This window comes from Microbacterium sp. KNMS (assembly GCF_053851835.1).
This window is the reverse complement of sequence record NZ_JBSQBP010000005.1, coordinates 142,002-158,180: the sequence shown is the minus strand read 5'-3', so window position 1 is coordinate 158,180 and position 16,179 is coordinate 142,002. Positions and strand designations below refer to the sequence as shown.

The window sequence follows — 16,179 nt, the reverse complement described above, 5'->3', positions numbered from 1 at the left end:
CTCGCCGTGATCCCGCCGCGGATCGGCCGATATGCGGCGCGCTCGTCGGGTCAGACCATGCCCGGGCCGAACCCCGCGCGCTCGACGGCGATGCACATGAGAGCGCGGTTCCGTGCGCCGAGCTTCTGCCGCGCCTGCTCGAGATGCGTCTTGACGGTGGCGACGGAGAGGTGGAGCGCGTGAGCGATCTCGCTGTTCGAGGCCCCCTCGGCGACGAGCACCGCGATGTCCTGCTCGCGCCGCGTCAGCGTCTGGAACCGCTCCTGCGCCTCGCGGCGCACGGCGTGATCGCGCCCTCCGGCGAAGCGCGCGATGAGATGGACGGTGCTGCGCGGCGACACGAAGCCCTCTCCCGCGTGGACGGAGCGGACGGCCTCCGCGAAGTGCGCCGTCGCGCTGTCCTTGAGGAGGAATCCCGCTGCGCCGGCCTCGAGCATCCGGAAGACGTAGTCCTCCGAGTCGAAGCTCGTGATCGCGATCACCCTCGTGCTCGGCACCTCGGCCAGGAGCGCGGCCGTGCTCTCCGGGCCCGGCAGACCGGGCATCCGGACGTCCATGAGCACGACGTCCGGCCGCCGCTCGCGTGCGAACGCCACCGCATCGGCCCCGTTGGACACGTCGCCGATCACCTCGATGCCGGCCGCCGCGCCGAGGATCGACCGGAGGCTCTGGCGCACGAGCGCGTCGTCGTCGACGACGAGAACGCGGATGGCCCGAGGGTCGTCGGCGGAAGACGGATCCGAGGCGCTCATGCCTCGAGGATACGGTCGCGCGGCCTCACCCCTCGGGCCACGGCAGCGTCACGTCGACGATGAAGTGGCCGTCGGCCTCGCCGATCCACGCCGTCCCCTGCAGGATCGCGACGCGCTCGCGGATGCCCGCGATGCCGCGGCTCGCACCAGGCGTGATGCCGGACGGCGGGATCGGAACCGGGTTGCTCACGCGGATCCGCGCGCCCGTCGACGGCGAGGCCTCGACGTAGACGCTCACGGGCGCCCCGGGCGCGTGCTTGAGCGCGTTCGTGAGCGACTCCTGGACCACGCGGTAGACCGTGCGATCGAGCGCTGCGCCCGCCCCCTCCGCATCCTCGATGAGCACGAGCGCGTCGACCGTCGCTCCGGACTCGCGGACGCTCCGGATGAGGTGCCCCAGCTGGCGCATCGACGCGAGCGTGGGCGGCGCCTCCGGATGCTCGGTGCGCGGCGCGCTCCGCAGCTCGCCCAGCAGGCCGCGCAGGTCCTCGAGGGACTGGTGCGCCTGCTGGCGGAGCGTGAGAGCGGCCCGCGCGACCGTCGGATCCTGCGACCGCGATGCCTCCTCGAGGGCGCCCGACTGCAGCGAGATGACCGACAGCCGGTGCGCGAGGGCGTCGTGGATGTCCCGCGCGAGCCGCTCGCGCTCGGCCTGCCGGACGACCTCCTCGCCGAGGGCCTCCGCCCGGTCGTGCGCGATGTCCGCCCGGGCCCGCTGCACGTCGCTCTCCCGACGCGAGCGCAGGATGACCGTGGCGCCGAATGTCACGAGGAGCACGCCGACCGCGATGACGATGACGAACGCGGCGAGCGCCGCGGGATCCGCGCGGCCCGAGTCGCCGGCGAGCCCGCGGGCGAGCACACCGTCGTCACCCCAGGTCGACAGCACCTCGCGCGCGACGAACAGAGCGACGGCGCAGGATGCGCCGATCGCGAGACGCACGGCACGGGCGCCGTCGAGCCGCAGCAGCAGGTGATGCGTCGCGACGAGCAGCAGGAGGTAGTCGACGCCGATCAGCGCGAGAATCGCGCCCGCGATGAGCGGGAGGACGGGATGGGTGCGACGCGCGAACACGGTCGCCCACAGCGCGGTCGTGACGAGCCACAGCACCGTCCCGGCCTGCGTGAGGCGGCCATCCGCCGTCGCGATCGGCACGTTGGCGATCCCGACCGTCTCGACAACGAAGCCGATCACGACGAGCCCCGTGCCCGTGAAGATCCGCCGCATCCGCTCCCAGGCGCGGGACGTCGATGCGTCGGCTGCGGGGGCGGTCTCGGGCATGATCCGAGCGTAGGGGTGGGCGCCGACGCCGGGCGACGTCCGCGCGGCCGAGGATGTCCAGCCGATCGGCTGGCCACGAGCGGCCGGATGGCCGATGTCCGCGGCCCGTGCGCGCCTCGACAGTGGGAGGGTCCCGCCGGGTGACCGGCACCCGCATCGCAGAGATGAGCAGTCATGTCGCACTCCCCTGTCGACCCGTCCAGCCCGCAGCTCCCCGCACCGCAGCCGTCGACCCCGCCTCCCGCGCCGTTCGGCGCGCCGCCCGCGCCGGGCGCTGCGACCCCCGATCCGCTGTCCGCGCCGTCGAGCACGGGCGAGCCGCGTCCGCCGCGCAACACGATCGCTCTCGTCGCGCTCGCCCTGGCCGTCGTGGGCGCGGTCTTCGCGGCGATCCCCGGCGCGCTCGTCGTCGGCTGGATCCTCCTGCCGATCGCCTTCATCCTCGCGATCGTGTCGCTCTTCCAGAAGGGCAGGAAGGCGGCGGGCGTCGCGGCGCTCATCGTGTCGGTCGTGGGCACCGTGATCGGCGTCGTCGTCTTCGTGGGGTCCCTCGCGGCCGCCGTGGGCTCCGCCGTCGAGGAGAGCGCCTCCACGAGCGTCGCCTCACCCGCCGAGGGCGCCCCGGTCGAGGAGGAGCCCGCCGAGGAGCCTGTCGATGAGCCGGTCGCCGAGCCCGCTCCGACCGAGGGGACCCGGGAGAATCCCGCCCCGCTCGGCTCCGCCGTCTCGGGAGACGAGTGGACGGTCACCGTGAACAGCGTGACGCTCGGCGCGACGGACGCCGTGCTCGCGGAGAACATGATCAACCAGGCGCCTGCGGAGGGTGAGGAGTACATCCTCGTCGGCGTCACCGCGACCTACACCGGCCAGGACGAGGGCATGGCAGCGGAGGTGCAGATCGAGTACGTCACGCCCGACGGCGTGAGCATCGCCGGCTACGACACGATCGCCGTCGCGCCCGATGCGCTCGACACCCTCGCGACCCTCTACAGCGGCGCGCAGGTGACCGGCAATGTCGTGCTCGCTGTGCCGTCCGCGACCGCCGCGTCGGGCCTGATCGCGGTCACCCCCGGGCTCTTCGCCGACACGGCGTTCGTCGCCGTGCAGTGACGCCGATCACGCGGGTGCGGAGGCCTCCTCCGCACCCGCGATAATGGTCCCGTGAGCGACGCCCTCGAGATCCCCGGCTGGAAGCACGTCTACTCCGGCAAGGTCCGCGACCTGTACGTGCCGGCCGACACGCCGGACGGCGAGCGCGCCGAGCGGATGCTCGTGGTCGCGAGCGACCGCGTCAGCGCGTTCGACTTCGTGCTCTCTCCGGGCATCCCCGGCAAGGGCGAGCTCCTCACGACGCTCAGCCTGTGGTGGTTCGACCAGCTCGCGGGAGCGGATGGCGGCGAGCGCGTCCCCAACCACCTCGCATCCGAGGAGATCCCCGCCGAGGTCGCCGGCCGCGCGATGATCGTCCGCTCGCTCGACATGCTCCCGGTCGAGTGCGTCGTGCGCGGCTACCTGACCGGATCGGGCTGGGCCGAGTACGTCGAGAGCGGCACGGTGTGCGGCATCCCCCTTCCCGAGGGACTCCAGAACGGCGACCGCCTGCCCGAGCCGATCTACACCCCGGCGTACAAGGCGCCGATGGGCGAGCACGACGAGAACATCTCCTACGCGCAGACCGTCGACCTCGTCGGCGAGGAGCGCGCGGCCGCGCTGCGCGACCGCTCGCTCGAGATCTACCGCCGAGCGGCCGCAGCCGCCGAGGCGAAGGGCCTCATCCTCGCCGACACGAAGTTCGAGTTCGGCCTCGACGACGACGCCGTTCTGCGGCTCGCCGACGAGGTGCTCACGAGCGACTCGTCGCGCTACTGGGACGCCGCGTCGTGGAAGACCGGGACGACGCCCGCCGAGCGCATGGCGAGCTTCGACAAGCAGATCGTGCGCGACTGGCTCGCCGCGAACTGGGACAAGCAGGGCGAGCCGCCGTCGCTCCCCGCCGAGATCGTCGAGCGGACGGTCGCGCGCTACCGCGAGCTGCTGGAGCGCATGACCGCCTGACGGCGACCGCCGGGCTCAGGCCTCCTCGTCCTCCCGGCGGGGCCGACGCTGCGCACGCCGTTCCTCACCCACCGTGAGCGACGCATCGCCCGAGGCGGTGTGCCGGGGGTTCTCCGGACCGCGCGGCTGGATGTGCCCGGGGTCGAGCGTGCGGCGCACATCCTCCGCGGTCACGATCGGATGCTGCTCGGTGGCCGTCTCGTACCACTCGGTGAGCGCAGGGTCCTCCGTGTCGATGCCGGCTCCCGCGCCCTCGTCGGCCGCCACCTCGGTCGCGCCGAAGACGAAGTCGTCACCGTGCTCGGCGATGCCGAGCCGCACGCCCTGCGCGATCGCGGCCTTCGCGAAGCGCCGCCGGAGCATATAGGGGTCGGTGCCGAGCTCCTTCGCCCACGCGATCATGACGCCGATGACGATGAAGGCGAACGGCAGAGCCGAGACGACCATGATCGACTGCAGGCCCGAGAGCGCGGTCTCGCCGCCGGCGAGGAGCAGCGCCAGCGCCGCCGCGCCGAGGAGGAGACCCCAGGTCACGGTGACCCACGTCGACGGCTCGGGCTTGCCCCGCTGGCTCATCGAGCCCATGACGATCGCGGCCGAATCGGCCGAGGTCACGAAGAAGAGGATGATCGACACCATCGCGACCACCGACAGGACGACGCCGAAGGGCATCTGCTGGAACACCGCGAAGAGGATCGCCTCGGGCCCGCCGGCCTCGCTGATCCCGCGACCGGCCTCCTCGAGCCACATCGTCGTGCCGCCGAGGATGCCGAACCAGATCGCGCACACGGCCGACGGCACGACGATCACGACCGTGACGAACTCCCGCAGGGTGCGCCCGCGCGAGATCTTCGCGATGAACATGCCCACGAAGGGCGTCCACGAGATCCACCAGGCCCAGTAGTAGTTCGTCCACGTCGAGACGAAGGCGGCGGCGTCCTCGCCCTGCGCCGGGTTCCGCATGAGCATCGTCCAGAGGTCCTCGAGGAACGCCGACAGGCTCGCGGGAATGATGTTCAGCAGGAAGAGCGTGGGTCCGACGACGAAGATGATCACCGCGATGACGAACGCGAGCACCATGTTGATGTTCGACAGCGCGCGGATTCCGCGCTTGATGCCGGACACCGCCGACGCGACGAACGCGGCCGTCAGCACCGTCACGATGATGATGAGGCCCGCATTGCCGAACGGGCCTGCACCGGTGACGTACTCGACGCCGCTCGCGATCTGCAGCGCGCCCATCCCGAGCGTGACGCCCGTTCCGAAGAGCGTGACGATGATCGCGAAGACGTCGATGATGGCGCCGGCCCATCCGTCGGTGCGCTGGCCGAAGATCGGATGGAAAATGGCCGAGATGAGCGGCGGGCGCCCGCGCCGGTACGCGGCGTAGGCGATCGCGCCGCCGACGAGGGCGTAGAAGGCCCACGCCATCGGGCCCCAGTGGAGGAGCGACTGCGCGAGCGCGTCGTGCATGGCGTCGCGGCTGCCGGCCTCCGAGTCAAAGCCGTATGGCACGTCGTTGAAGTAGCCCAGAGGCTCGGCGGGCCCCCAGAAGAGCAGCCCGATGCCCATGCCGGCGGAGAAGAGCATCGCGATCCAGGAGACCGTCGAGAACTCCGGCTCCTCCTCATCCGAGCCGAGACGCACCCCGCCCGTACGGCCGTAGCCGAGCACGAGCATGAACACGATCGTGACGACCGCGAGCAGCGAGAACAGCCATCCGAAGTTCGTGGTCACCCAGCCCAGCGACGCCGCACCGACCTCGCTGATGCTGTCGGGGGCGAGGAAGCCCCACAGCACCACCGCGAACACGAGCACGCCCGCGATGCCGAACACCGTCCAGTTCGTGCTGAACGATCTCCCGGTGTCCTCGACTCCGATGCCGGGGATCAGCGCGGGATGCGTCACCTCCCGGAGGATCCGCTTCGTGCTCTCCCTGCCGGGCTCGCTCCTGCGCGCGGCGCCTGCTGCGCCGGTGTTCTGGGTCATGTCTCCCCCAAGCCGTCGTCGCCCCGCGGGGCGTCCTGCGTTCCGTATGCGTCCGTCCGTATGCTGCGCTTCACGATAGCGACGACGGCCCGATCACACAGGGGCACGCGCGGCGCCCGCACCGCCCGCCCGCGCGAGGCGCTAGCGTTTCAGAGGCCGCATCCGGCCATCCGCTCCTCCCGCGCCGGCCATCCGCATCGGCGCGCGCTCCCGCTTCCCGAAGGAGAACCATGCCCCTGTGGACCGTGCACGGCGACGGACGCACCGTCGCCCCCGGCGCCGTCGTCGCGCCGACCGAGCGGCTGTCGTGGCCGGCCACGCTCGCGATGGGCGTGCAGCACGTCGTCGCGATGTTCGGCGCGACGTTCCTCGTGCCCTCGCTCACCGGCTTCCCCGTGTCGACCACGCTGCTCTTCAGCGGTCTCGGGACGCTGCTGTTCCTCGTCGTCACGAAGAACCAGCTGCCGAGCTACCTCGGCTCGTCCTTCGCGTTCATCGCCCCCATCACGGCCGCCGTCGCGGCCGGCGGCACCGGCTCGGCACTCGCGGGCGTCGTCGCGGTCGGCCTGCTGCTCGCGCTCGTCGGCGTCGTCGTCCAGGTCGCCGGGCTCGGGTGGGTCGACGCGCTCATGCCGCCCGTCGTCGCCGGGGCGATCGTCGCGCTCATCGGGTTCAACCTCGCGCCGACCGCGTGGACGAACTTCCAGGCCGACGGCGCGACGGCGACGATCACGCTCGTCGCGGTCATCCTCTTCTCGGTGCTGTTCCGCGGCTTCCTCGGCCGCATCTCGATCTTCCTCGGCGTCGTCGTCGGATACGTCTACGCGGCGTTCACGGGCTCGTTCGACATCCCGAATCCCCTGCGCGGGGACCGGACCCCGGCCGAGCTCATCGCGGATGCGCCGTGGATCGGGCTGCCCGAGTTCCATCTGCCCGACTTCGTCTCGCCCGGCACCTGGACGACGATCGCCATGTTCCTGCCCGTCGTGCTCGTGCTCGTCGCCGAGAACGTCGGGCACGTGCGCGGCGTCGCGACGATGACGGACGCGTCCGTCAACCGGCACACCGGCCGCGCGCTCATCGCCGACGGCGCCGCGACCATGCTCGCGGGCGGCTTCGGCGGCTCGGGCACGACGACGTACGGGGAGAACATCGGCGTCATGGCCGCGACGCGCGTGTACTCGACGGCCGTGTACTGGATCGCCGGCGGCTTCGCGATCCTGCTCGCCTTCTCGCCGAAGATCGGCGAGGTCTTCAACTCCATCCCCGCCGGGGTGCTGGGCGGCGCCACGACCGCGCTGTACGGGCTCATCGGCATCATCGGCATCAAGATCTGGGTCGACAACCGCGTGGACTTCTCGCGCCCCGTCAACCAGTACACCGCGGCCGTCGCGCTCGTCATCGCGATCGCGGGCTTCAGCCTGGATGCGGGGGCGTTCTCGTTCGGCGGCATCGTGCTCGGCACGGTCGCCGCTCTCGCGATCTACCACCTGGGCAACCTCATCGCCCGCGCGCGGCGCACGGGCGCCGACGACGGCGGCCCGATCCCCGCCGTCGGCCCGCTCGGCGGCGACCCCCTCGACGGCGACGCCGCCGGTGGTGACGCGCCCCGGTGACGCCCCCGGTGGCGCCCCCGGTGACGCCCCCGGCGCCCCCCGGTGAGACTAGCGGCGGTGGTCACCCGCTCGGTGAGACTAGCGGCGGTGGTCGAGACTAGTGCTCCCGGCACCGGGCTCGGCGACGGGCGCTAGTCTCACAGGCAGATGAGTCAGGGCGACGAGAGACGGTTCGCCGCGTGGGCGCGTGAGCTGCGCGACGTGCACGCGCGCCTGCGCAAGGCGCTTCAGGTCACGCGCGAGGCCCTCGCGTCCGACGAGCGGATGGCCGAGGCGGCTTCGCGGGAGCTGCTGCTGTTCTGCCACGGATTCTGCGCGGCGCTCACGGCGCACCATGTCGCCGAGGACCGGACGCTGTTCCCCGCGGTCGTGAGCGCGCACCCCGAACTGCGCGACACCATCCGCAAGCTCGAGCAGGACCACTCGATGATCGCGCACCTCCTCGGCGGGCTGCAGCAGGCCGTCGACGGCGGCAGCTCGCCGGACGAGCTGCTCCGTCACCTCGAGGGCGTCTCCGCGATCATGGAGTCGCACGTCCGCTTCGAGGAACGACAGCTGCTCGTCGTGCTCGACGCGCTCGACCTCGACGCGACGACCGAGGAGGCGCTCGGGCCGTTCTGAGGCCGAGTGCGTCAGGGGTCGAGCTCATGGGAGGTCGCGAGTACCCTCCGCCGTATGGTCTCCCCTGACGTCCTCGCGTGGCTGCTCGACACGGATCCCGCCCTCCGCTGGCAGGTGGAGCGCGACCTCGCGGGCGCGCCGGAGGACGTGTGGCGGGCGACGTGCGCCCGCGTCGCGCGGGAGGGCTTCGGAGCGAGGCTCCTCGCCCTCCAGGATGAGGATGGCCAGTGGGCGGGCGGCGCCTTCTTCCCGCGCGGGTTCGACGGCTCGGAGGACGGCCAGCCCTGGACCGCGACGACCTGGACCCTGAACGCGCTGCGCGAGTGGGGCGTCGACGCCCGCGCCCTCGAGGGGACAGCGGAGAGGCTCGCCGCGCACAGTCGCTGGGAGTACGACGACCTGCCGTACTGGGGCGGCGAGGTCGACTGCTGCATCAACGCCTGGACGCTCGCGAACGGCGCCTGGCTCGGCGTCGACGTCGCCGCGAACGCCGCGTGGTTCGTCGACCATCGGCTGCCGGACGGCGGATGGAACTGCGAGTGGGTGGAGGGGTCGACGCGCTCCTCGTTCCCCTCGACGCTCAACAGCCTCAAGGGCCTCCTGGCGTACGAGAGGACGACCGGAGGGACCGACGCGTCACGCGCGGCGCGGCGCGGCGGAGAGGAGTACCTCCTGGAGCGCCGTCTGCATCGCCGTCTCTCCACGGGCGAGCCCGTCGCGGAATGGACAACGGCCTTCGCATACCCGCAGCGCTGGCGCTACAGCGTGCTCAACGCGCTCGACTACTTCCGCGAGGCCTCCCTCGCGACCGGTGCGTCGCCCGACCCCCGGCTCTCCGAGGCGGTGGAGCTGGTCCGCGCCGCGCGCCAGCCGGACGGCACCTGGCTGCAGGCATTCCGCGAGCCGGGTCGCGTGTGGTTCCACGTCGACGTCGAACCCGGGGTGCCCTCCCCCTGGGTGACGTTCCTCGCCCTGCGCGTGCTCTCCTGGTGGGACGACACGGCGTGACGCTCACTCACTCCGCCAGCGCACCATCCAGCTCTCGGGCGGTGTGACGGGCTCCCAGCCGCTGCGGGCGTAGAGCGCGTGCGCGTCCTTCGTGAAGAGCAGCGTCCGTCTGAGTCCCAGGGCGTCGGCCTCCGCCGCGATGCCCTCGACGAGGCCCTTCCCGATGCCCTCGCCCCGCAGGGCCGGGTCGACGATCACATCGGCGAGCCATCCGAAGGTCACCCCGTCCGTGACGAGGCGCGCGAACGCCACCTGGCGGCCTCGGGCCCGTCGGTAGACCCCGAAGCAGCGTGAGCCCGCGTTCGCCGCGTCCTGCTGTGCGCGCGTGCGGCCGACGGCCCAGTACGCGTGGGTGCTCAGCATCTCGTGCACCCACGCCGCGTCGATCCGGGCGGCGTCGGCGGAGAACTCGTACAGCGCGTCGTCCATCGTCCCAGTCTGGCAAGGCGTCCGCAGCGGGTTCCCGGTCCGATCGCACACCGGTGGCCCGATCGGGGCCACACTGGTGTCATGTCCACGTTCGACGATGTGCGGACGATCGCCCTCGCCCTCCCCCGCACGGAGGAGCGCGAGGGCGGATGGCACATGGGCCCGAGCTGGCGGATCATCGGCGGCGCGATGTTCGCGTGGTCGCGACCGGTGCGGGGGCGCGACCTCGAGTGGATGCGCGCGCAGGGCGACGAGCCGGGTGACGCGGTGCTCGGGGTCCGCGTCGACGGCGAGGAGGGCAAGCGCGAGGTGCTCGCCGCGAACCCGCGGGCCGCCTTCACGATCCCGCACTTCGACGGCTATCCCGCGGTGCTCCTGCGCCTTCCGGAGACGCCCGTCGACCTGCTGCGCGAGCTCGTCGTCGAGTCGTGGCTGCTCCGCGCGCCGAAGCGGATCGCGCGGGACTGGCTCGAGGAGAACGGCATGATGGAGCGATGAGCGGGCTGCACCACGTCGAGATCTGGGTCGCCGACGCCGCCGACGCGCGCGAAGAGTGGACCTGGCTGCTCGAGCGGCTCGGATGGCTGCTGGACGCCGCGTGGGACGGCGGCTTCACCTTCGTGTCCGACGGCGCCTACCTCACCTTCACCGAGTCGCCCAACCTCGTGGGGCACCTCCACGACCGACGTCGCCCCGGGCTCAACCATCTCGCCTTCGAGGGCGGCACGAAGGAGGAGGTCGACGCCGTGATCGCGGCCGCGCCCGCGCACCGGTGGGCGCCCCTGTACTCGGAGCGGTATCCGCACGCGGGCGGCCCCGACCACTACGCCGGCTGGATCGAGGGGCCGGGCGGCTTCAAGGCCGAGATCGTCGCGACCGCGTGAGGCTCAGGCCTCGCCGCGCTCGCGCTTGCGGCGGAGGATCTCGGCGCGCAACCGCTCCTCCTCGGCCTCGCGCTCGAGGTCGGCGAGCTGCTGCTCCGTCGTGCGCGTGTCCACGGGGCGCGCGGGCGCGGCCTGAGGCTGCTCGGCCGCGGGTCGCGTGAAGAGCGCGGGGCGCGCGACGCGCTCGGGGTACTCGCGGCCGATCGCCCACCACAGGGCGCCGCCGAGCAGGGGGATGAGGATCGCGATGATCACCCATCCGAACTTCGGGAGGTGCTTCACCTGCCCTTCCTCGCGCGTGATGATGTCGATCAGCGTGACGACCGAGAAGGCCAGGACGAGGAGCGAGAAGAGCATGGGCACGCTCTCACGCTAGCGAGCACCCTCCGCCTCCGTCGAGGGCGAGCCGGCCACCTCGAGCCGCATGAGCACGCGCGGGATGCCGCCCGACACGGAGTCGGTGTCGGCGACCTTGCGGAAGCCGGCCCGCTCGAACAGCGACCGGAAGCCGACGAAGGCCATCGTCAGATCGACCTTCCGGTCGCCGTTGTCGACGGGATACCCCTCGATCGCCGCGGCGCCGCGTTCGATCGCGAACGCCACGGCGCCGTCGAGCAGCGGCGGCAGGATGCCGCGGCCGCGGTGCCCCGGGCGCACCCTCAGGCACCAGATGGACCACGGCTCGGGGCCCTCGACGTGCGGGATCCTCGTGCTCCGCGCGAACTGCGTGTGCGCGCGGGGAGCGACCCCCGCCCATCCGACCGGTTCGCCGTCGTCATATGCGACGACGCCCGGCGGCAGATCGGATGCGCACATCTCGGCCACGAAGGCGCCGCGCTCGGGGCCGTGCAGGGCGCTGTTGACCTTCGAGGGCAGGCGGTGGCTCAGGCACCAGCACACGCTCGCATCGGGGCGCTTCGGGCCCAGCAGCACCTTGACGTCGTCGAAGACGGTCGCGGGGCGCACCTCGATGTCCATGTCGACAGCATCCCGCGCACCGCCGACATCCGACAGCCCTACGCGCTGTCGCGCACGACGAGGTCGGCGGGCAGGATGGTCACGCGCGGCGGCGACTGCCCGGCGAGCCGCGCCAGGAGGATGTCGGCCATCGCCTCGCCCTGCTCGAGCGACGGCTGGCGGATGGTCGTGAGCGCGGGGGCGACGCTCGTCGCGACGGGCGAGTCGTCGAACCCGATGATCGCGATGTCGTCGGGGACGCGCCTGCCCGCCGTGGCGAGCACCTCGAGCGCGCCGCGCGCCATGAGGTCGCTCGCGACGAAGAGGGCGTCGGGCCACTCGGCCTCGCCCCGGTCGACGCTCTCGATGATGCGGCGCATCGCGGCCGCGCCGCCGACCGAGGTGAAGTCGCCGTCGACGACCGGCCCCGCCTCGATCCCGGCCTCCGCGAGCGCGTCGCGGAAGCCCGTGAGCCGGTCCACGCCGGCCGGCATGTCGCGCGGGCCGGTGATCGTGCCGATGCGGCGGTGCCCTCGGCTCAGCAGGTACTCGGTCGCCACGCGGCCGCCCGCGACGTTGTCGACGTCGACGAAGTAGTCGTCGACGCGCTCGCGCGCGGGGCGCCCGCCGAACACGACGGGAACCGAGGCCGAGATCCGGTCGATGTACGTGTCGCTCGTGTGGTGCGAGACGACGAGCGCGCCGTCGACGTTGCCGCCCGCGAGGAACGTCGTCGCCTTGTCGCCCGGATCGTCCGAGGCGATGATGAGGTTCAGCATGTGATCCGACCGCGACAGGCGGTTGCTGATCCCGGTGACGATCGCCGCGAAGAACGGGTCGCCGAAGAAGCGGGTCGTGTCCTCGGGGACGACGAGCGCGATGACATGGGTCAGCCGGCTCGCGAGCGAGCGCGCTGCGCGATTCGGCACGTAGTTGAGCTCGGCGATCGCGCGGCGCACGGCCTCCAGCGCCTCGGGGCTCACCCGCTCCCCGCCGTTGACGACGCGCGAGACGGTCGAGCGCGACACCCCCGCGCGCGCGGCGACCTGCTCCAGCGTCGCCGGGACGCGCCCCGCGTCGGCATCCGCGCTCATCGGGAGGCTCCTTCTGTCTTCAGGACATCTTCTCGCGACCGGGCCCCGCCGCGCACCCCCGCCATCCGGGCACCTCGCGGGAGGCGCCGCGCTCCGCAGCACGGCGCCTCCGGGCGGCGGTCAGACCGCGCGATCGGCGATGATGCGCGCGTAGGCGCGGCCGGATGCCTTCACCGTGCGCTGCTGCGTCTCGTAGTCGACGTGCACGATGCCGAAGCGCTTCGCGTAGCCCCACGCCCACTCGTAGTTGTCCATGAGCGACCAGTAGAAGTAGCCGCGCACATCCACGCCCTCGTCGAGCGCCGCGCCCACCGCCTCGACGTGGTCGCGCACGAACGCGACGCGCTGCGCGTCGTCGATGCGGCCATCCGCGATGGCGTCGTCGCCCGCCGCGCCGTTCTCGGTGACGTAGAGGGGCACGCCGGCCGCGCCCGCGTACTCGTCCGAGACGCGCTGCAGGAGCCGTGTGAGCCCGGCCGGGTCGATCTCCCAGCCCATGTTCGTCCGCTCGTACCCGCGCTCGTGCCAGTGGATCCCGTCGTGCGACGGGAAGGCGGGCTCGATGTGCCGATCGGTGGGTGCGTCGCCGCCCGGAACGGGCGTCGACGACGGCCGCCCCGACACGTACTCCCCGTGGTAGTAGTTCACCCCGAGGAACTCGAGGGGCGTCGAGATCGTCGCCAGGTCGCCGTCGCGCACGGCCGCCTGGAACTCGTCGACCGCAGCCGCGTCGACCGCGCGGATGTCCTCGACGATGTCGCCGGGATAGGTCGCGTGGAAGACGGGCTCGAGGAACCACCGGTTGAACTGGCCGTCGATGCGCCGCGCGGCGTCGAGGTCGGCCGGATCCGAGGGGTCCACCGGCTCGGCGTTCGTGAGGTTGAGCGTGATGCCGAGCTCCTGCGCACCGCGATCCCGCAGCTCCTGCACGGCGCGCCCGTGCGAGAGCAGGAGGTGGTGCGACGCGAGCAGGCCGTCGCGGACGCTCTGCCGGCCGGGGGCGTGAGCGCCGGCCGTGTACGACAGGAACGACGAGCACCACGGCTCGTTGAAGGTCGTCCAGTGCGTGACCCGGTCGCCGAGCGCCTCGTGCATCGTGATCGCGTACTCGACGAAGCGGTCGACGGTGTCGCGGGCGGTCCATCCGCCCTTCTCCTCGAGCGCCTGCGGCAGGTCCCAGTGGTAGAGCGTGAGCCACGGCAGGATGCCGGCCTCGAGCAGCTCGTCGACGAGGCGGCTGTAGAAGTCGATGCCGCGGGCGTTGGGCGCCCCGCCGTCGGGGCGCACGCGCGACCACGACGTCGAGAACCGGTAGGCCTGCAGGCCCAGGTCCTTCATGAGCGCGACGTCATCGCGGTAGCGGTGGTAGTGGTCGCACGCGACGTCGCCGTTGTCGGCGTCGATCACGGCTCCCGGCACGCGTGCGAACGCGTCCCAGATCGATGCGGTGCGTCCGTCCTCGAACGCCGCGCCCTCGATCTGATAGGCCGCCGTGGCCGCGCCGAAGAGGAAGTGGTCCGGAAAGGTTCGGGTCATGAAGGACATCATCCCTTCACCGCGCCGGCCATGATGCCGCTGACGAGCTGCTTGCCGGCCACCGCGAACAGCAGCAGCAGCGGAAGCGTCGCCAGCACGACCCCCGCGAGCACGATCGAGTAGTCGACGAAGTAGTTCGACTGCAGCAGGGAGAGCGCCACGGGCAGCGTCGGGTTCTGCCGGTCGAGCACGATGAACGGCCAGAAGAAGTTGTTCCACGCCGTGACGAACGTGAAGAGGAACAGCATCGCGGCGGCAGGCCGCGCTGCCGTCACCCCGACCGTCCAGAAGGTGCGGATCATCGAGGCGCCGTCCATCCGAGCGGCCTCGATGAGCTCGTCGGGCACTGCCTGCTGGAGGTACTGCGTCATCCAGAACACGCCGAAGGCGCTCGTCAGAGCGGGCACGACGATCGCGCCGATCTGCCCCGTCCATCCGATCTCGCTGAAGAGGATGTAGAGCGGCACGACGCCCAGCTGCTGCGGCACCGCCATCGTCGCGACGACGAACGACAGGAGCACCTTGCCGCCGCGGAAGCGCAGCTTCGCGAACGCCCACCCGGCGAGCGTCGAGAACACGACGACGCTCACGGCGATGACCGTGGAGCTCCAGAGCGAGTTCCACAGCGCGAGCCAGAAGTTCACGGCGGGATCGTTCATCACGCTCAGCGCGTTGGCGATGAAGTTGCCCCCGGGAATCCACGACCGCGCGGGGTCGCGGAGCGTCGTGGAGTCGCCCGATCCGATGAGGAACGAGAAGTACAGCGGGAAGAGGCTCGCGACGAGGACCACGGCGAGTCCGGCGTAGACCCAGAAGCCCGGCCGGGCGCCGCGGATGCGCACCGTGCGGCGCGGTGCCTCCTTGAGGACGAGTGCGGACGTGGCGGTCATCGGCGGGCCTCCGCTCGCTTCAGGGCTCGACGCTCGCGTCGCGACAGCTGCCGCCCGCGCGTCCCCTCGTCGCGCACGAGCGACCGGGTGATGAGCAGGTTGATGAGGCCGATGGCCAGGATGATGAGGAAGAGGATCCAGGCCATCGCGGCTGCGCGCCCGAAGTTCCACTCGCCCCACCCGATGTCGTACAGGTACAGCGTGATCGTGAGCCACTGCTGGGCCGAGCCTCCGCGCCCGAACTGGTCGAACATCCGCGGCTCGTCGAAGATCTGCAGGCCGCCGATCGTCGAGGTGATGATCACGAAGATGAGCGTCGGCTTGAGCGACGGGAGCGTGATGCTCCAGAACTGCCGGAACGCGTTCGCCCCGTCAACCGTCGCCGCCTCGTAGTAGTCGCGCGGGATGGCCTGCATCGCCGCGAGCAGGATGAGCGCGTTGTACCCCGTCCAGCGGTAGTTCACCATCGTGGCGATCGCGACGTGGCTCCAGAACGGCTCGACGTGCCACGGGATCGCACCGATCCCCACGAGCGACAGGAAGCCGTTGATCGCTCCGGACCTGTCCGCGAAGAGCGCGTTGAAGATGAGGCCCACCGCGACGGGTGCGACGACATAGGGCAGGAGGGCGCTCATCCGCCAGAACGTCCGCGCGCGGATGTGTCGGTCGAGCATCGCCGCGATGAACATCGCGAGGATGAGCTGCGGCACGCTCGAGAGCAGGAAGATGCTGAAGGTGTTGCCGAGCGCCGTCCAGAACTTCGGCTGCGTGAGGATCCACGCGTACTGGTCGAAGCCGATGAACTCGCCCGATCGGCGCACCTGGTCCCAGTCCATGAACGAGATGACGCCCGTGTAGATGATCGGGAAGAGGCCGACGATCGCGAACAGCACGAAGAACGGCGAGATGTAGAGGTACGGCGAGAGCTTGAGGTCCCAGCGGCTGAGGCGCTGGGAGAAGGACAGCACGCGGATGGGCCGATCCGGCGGCGGCGCGTCGGCGCGCGTCGGGCGAGTGGCGGTGACGGTCACGGAGGTTCCCTCGGAAGGAGCGGGCGGATGGTCGG

Annotated in this window: 17 protein-coding genes; 7 read left to right on the top strand and 10 right to left on the bottom strand. The window is 71.6% G+C overall.

Features of this window, described 5'->3' with window-relative positions; genetic code table 11:
- Nucleotides 1-50 precede the first annotated feature (50 nt).
- Together ACWXWW_RS05175 and ACWXWW_RS05170 are read right to left on the bottom strand one after the other, a co-directional pair.
- On the bottom strand, nucleotides 51-752 hold the full coding sequence (locus tag ACWXWW_RS05175) for a response regulator transcription factor (protein ID WP_455969133.1): 702 nt from the start codon (nucleotides 750-752) through the stop codon (nucleotides 51-53).
- Between the two features lie 25 nt (nucleotides 753-777).
- Complete coding sequence (locus ACWXWW_RS05170) at nucleotides 778-2,034, bottom strand: sensor histidine kinase (RefSeq protein WP_455969131.1); 1,257 nt, start codon at nucleotides 2,032-2,034, stop codon at nucleotides 778-780.
- Nucleotides 2,035-2,208: 174 nt separating this feature from the next.
- On the opposite strand from ACWXWW_RS05170, the gene ACWXWW_RS05165 reads away from it, so the two are divergent.
- The gene (locus tag ACWXWW_RS05165) at nucleotides 2,209-3,144 is read left to right on the top strand and encodes a hypothetical protein (RefSeq protein WP_455969129.1); all 936 of its coding nucleotides are present in this window, start codon (nucleotides 2,209-2,211) and stop codon (nucleotides 3,142-3,144) included.
- A 51-nt stretch (nucleotides 3,145-3,195) separates the two neighbouring features.
- Nucleotides 3,196-4,089, top strand: coding sequence for a phosphoribosylaminoimidazolesuccinocarboxamide synthase (locus ACWXWW_RS05160; protein ID WP_455969128.1), 894 nt, complete (start codon nucleotides 3,196-3,198; stop codon nucleotides 4,087-4,089).
- Between the two features lie 15 nt (nucleotides 4,090-4,104).
- On the opposite strand, the gene ACWXWW_RS05155 is transcribed toward ACWXWW_RS05160, so the two are convergent.
- Nucleotides 4,105-6,078: a BCCT family transporter gene (locus tag ACWXWW_RS05155; protein ID WP_455969126.1), complete on the bottom strand. Its 1,974-nt coding sequence runs from the start codon at nucleotides 6,076-6,078 to the stop codon at nucleotides 4,105-4,107.
- Between the two features lie 230 nt (nucleotides 6,079-6,308).
- Between ACWXWW_RS05155 and ACWXWW_RS05150 the strand changes: the two genes are divergently transcribed.
- The 3 genes from ACWXWW_RS05150 to ACWXWW_RS05140 all read left to right on the top strand — a co-directional run bounded on the left by ACWXWW_RS05150 (nucleotide 6,309) and on the right by ACWXWW_RS05140 (nucleotide 9,323).
- Nucleotides 6,309-7,694 carry a uracil-xanthine permease family protein gene (locus tag ACWXWW_RS05150; protein WP_271173461.1) on the top strand — a complete coding sequence of 462 codons (1,386 nt, stop codon included), beginning with the start codon at nucleotides 6,309-6,311 and terminating at the stop codon, nucleotides 7,692-7,694.
- Nucleotides 7,695-7,841: 147 nt separating this feature from the next.
- Entirely contained in the window at nucleotides 7,842-8,315 is a 474-nt protein-coding gene (locus tag ACWXWW_RS05145) for a hemerythrin domain-containing protein (RefSeq protein WP_455969124.1), read from the top strand.
- Between the two features lie 54 nt (nucleotides 8,316-8,369).
- Nucleotides 8,370-9,323: a squalene cyclase gene (locus ACWXWW_RS05140; protein WP_455969122.1), complete on the top strand. Its 954-nt coding sequence runs from the start codon at nucleotides 8,370-8,372 to the stop codon at nucleotides 9,321-9,323.
- Nucleotides 9,324-9,326: 3 nt separating this feature from the next.
- Here ACWXWW_RS05140 and ACWXWW_RS05135 read toward each other — a convergent pair whose 3' ends face one another.
- The gene (locus ACWXWW_RS05135) at nucleotides 9,327-9,752 is read right to left on the bottom strand and encodes a GNAT family N-acetyltransferase (RefSeq protein ID WP_455969121.1); all 426 of its coding nucleotides are present in this window, start codon (nucleotides 9,750-9,752) and stop codon (nucleotides 9,327-9,329) included.
- 81 nt (nucleotides 9,753-9,833) lie between these two features.
- On the opposite strand from ACWXWW_RS05135, the gene ACWXWW_RS05130 reads away from it, so the two are divergent.
- Nucleotides 9,834-10,250, top strand: coding sequence for an MmcQ/YjbR family DNA-binding protein (locus ACWXWW_RS05130; RefSeq protein ID WP_455969119.1), 417 nt, complete (start codon nucleotides 9,834-9,836; stop codon nucleotides 10,248-10,250).
- Entirely contained in the window at nucleotides 10,247-10,636 is a 390-nt protein-coding gene (locus ACWXWW_RS05125) for a VOC family protein (protein ID WP_271173458.1), read from the top strand. The genes ACWXWW_RS05130 and ACWXWW_RS05125 overlap by 4 nt, the downstream gene beginning before the upstream one ends.
- Before the next feature lie 3 nt (nucleotides 10,637-10,639).
- Here the strand turns inward: ACWXWW_RS05125 and ACWXWW_RS05120 are convergent, their stop codons facing one another.
- The 6 genes from ACWXWW_RS05120 to ACWXWW_RS05095 all read right to left on the bottom strand — a co-directional run bounded on the left by ACWXWW_RS05120 (nucleotide 10,640) and on the right by ACWXWW_RS05095 (nucleotide 16,144).
- Nucleotides 10,640-10,993, bottom strand: coding sequence for a PLD nuclease N-terminal domain-containing protein (locus tag ACWXWW_RS05120; protein WP_309299969.1), 354 nt, complete (start codon nucleotides 10,991-10,993; stop codon nucleotides 10,640-10,642).
- 15 nt (nucleotides 10,994-11,008) lie between these two features.
- On the bottom strand, nucleotides 11,009-11,614 hold the full coding sequence (locus ACWXWW_RS05115) for a GNAT family N-acetyltransferase (RefSeq protein ID WP_282979297.1): 606 nt from the start codon (nucleotides 11,612-11,614) through the stop codon (nucleotides 11,009-11,011).
- 38 nt (nucleotides 11,615-11,652) lie between these two features.
- The gene (locus ACWXWW_RS05110; protein ID WP_455969117.1) at nucleotides 11,653-12,687 is read right to left on the bottom strand and encodes a LacI family DNA-binding transcriptional regulator; all 1,035 of its coding nucleotides are present in this window, start codon (nucleotides 12,685-12,687) and stop codon (nucleotides 11,653-11,655) included.
- Nucleotides 12,688-12,807: 120 nt separating this feature from the next.
- Entirely contained in the window at nucleotides 12,808-14,223 is a 1,416-nt protein-coding gene (locus ACWXWW_RS05105; RefSeq protein ID WP_455969115.1) for a GH1 family beta-glucosidase, read from the bottom strand.
- 8 nt (nucleotides 14,224-14,231) lie between these two features.
- The gene (locus ACWXWW_RS05100) at nucleotides 14,232-15,113 is read right to left on the bottom strand and encodes a carbohydrate ABC transporter permease (RefSeq protein WP_455969114.1); all 882 of its coding nucleotides are present in this window, start codon (nucleotides 15,111-15,113) and stop codon (nucleotides 14,232-14,234) included.
- Nucleotides 15,110-16,144 carry a carbohydrate ABC transporter permease gene (locus ACWXWW_RS05095; RefSeq protein ID WP_271173452.1) on the bottom strand — a complete coding sequence of 345 codons (1,035 nt, stop codon included), beginning with the start codon at nucleotides 16,142-16,144 and terminating at the stop codon, nucleotides 15,110-15,112. The genes ACWXWW_RS05100 and ACWXWW_RS05095 overlap by 4 nt, the downstream gene beginning before the upstream one ends.
- Nucleotides 16,145-16,179: the final 35 nt, after the last annotated feature.

Excerpts from the sequence above, each read along its gene's own strand:
- ACWXWW_RS05170 (WP_455969131.1), bottom strand. The coding sequence starts at position 2,034 with ATGCCCGAGACCGCCCCCGCAGCCGACGCATCGACGTCCCGCGCCTGG.
- ACWXWW_RS05120 (WP_309299969.1), bottom strand. The coding sequence starts at position 10,993 with ATGCTCTTCTCGCTCCTCGTCCTGGCCTTCTCGGTCGTCACGCTGATC.
- ACWXWW_RS05150 (WP_271173461.1), top strand. The coding sequence starts at position 6,309 with ATGCCCCTGTGGACCGTGCACGGCGACGGACGCACCGTCGCCCCCGGC.
- ACWXWW_RS05145 (WP_455969124.1), top strand. The coding sequence starts at position 7,842 with ATGAGTCAGGGCGACGAGAGACGGTTCGCCGCGTGGGCGCGTGAGCTG.
- ACWXWW_RS05115 (WP_282979297.1), bottom strand. The coding sequence starts at position 11,614 with ATGGACATCGAGGTGCGCCCCGCGACCGTCTTCGACGACGTCAAGGTG.
- ACWXWW_RS05105 (WP_455969115.1), bottom strand. The coding sequence starts at position 14,223 with ATGACCCGAACCTTTCCGGACCACTTCCTCTTCGGCGCGGCCACGGCG.
- ACWXWW_RS05130 (WP_455969119.1), top strand. The coding sequence starts at position 9,834 with ATGTCCACGTTCGACGATGTGCGGACGATCGCCCTCGCCCTCCCCCGC.
- ACWXWW_RS05135 (WP_455969121.1), bottom strand. The coding sequence starts at position 9,752 with ATGGACGACGCGCTGTACGAGTTCTCCGCCGACGCCGCCCGGATCGAC.
- ACWXWW_RS05110 (WP_455969117.1), bottom strand. The coding sequence starts at position 12,687 with ATGAGCGCGGATGCCGACGCGGGGCGCGTCCCGGCGACGCTGGAGCAG.
- ACWXWW_RS05125 (WP_271173458.1), top strand. The coding sequence starts at position 10,247 with ATGAGCGGGCTGCACCACGTCGAGATCTGGGTCGCCGACGCCGCCGAC.
- ACWXWW_RS05100 (WP_455969114.1), bottom strand. The coding sequence starts at position 15,113 with ATGACCGCCACGTCCGCACTCGTCCTCAAGGAGGCACCGCGCCGCACG.
- ACWXWW_RS05175 (WP_455969133.1), bottom strand. The coding sequence starts at position 752 with ATGAGCGCCTCGGATCCGTCTTCCGCCGACGACCCTCGGGCCATCCGC.
- ACWXWW_RS05165 (WP_455969129.1), top strand. The coding sequence starts at position 2,209 with ATGTCGCACTCCCCTGTCGACCCGTCCAGCCCGCAGCTCCCCGCACCG.
- ACWXWW_RS05155 (WP_455969126.1), bottom strand. The coding sequence starts at position 6,078 with ATGACCCAGAACACCGGCGCAGCAGGCGCCGCGCGCAGGAGCGAGCCC.
- ACWXWW_RS05140 (WP_455969122.1), top strand. The coding sequence starts at position 8,370 with ATGGTCTCCCCTGACGTCCTCGCGTGGCTGCTCGACACGGATCCCGCC.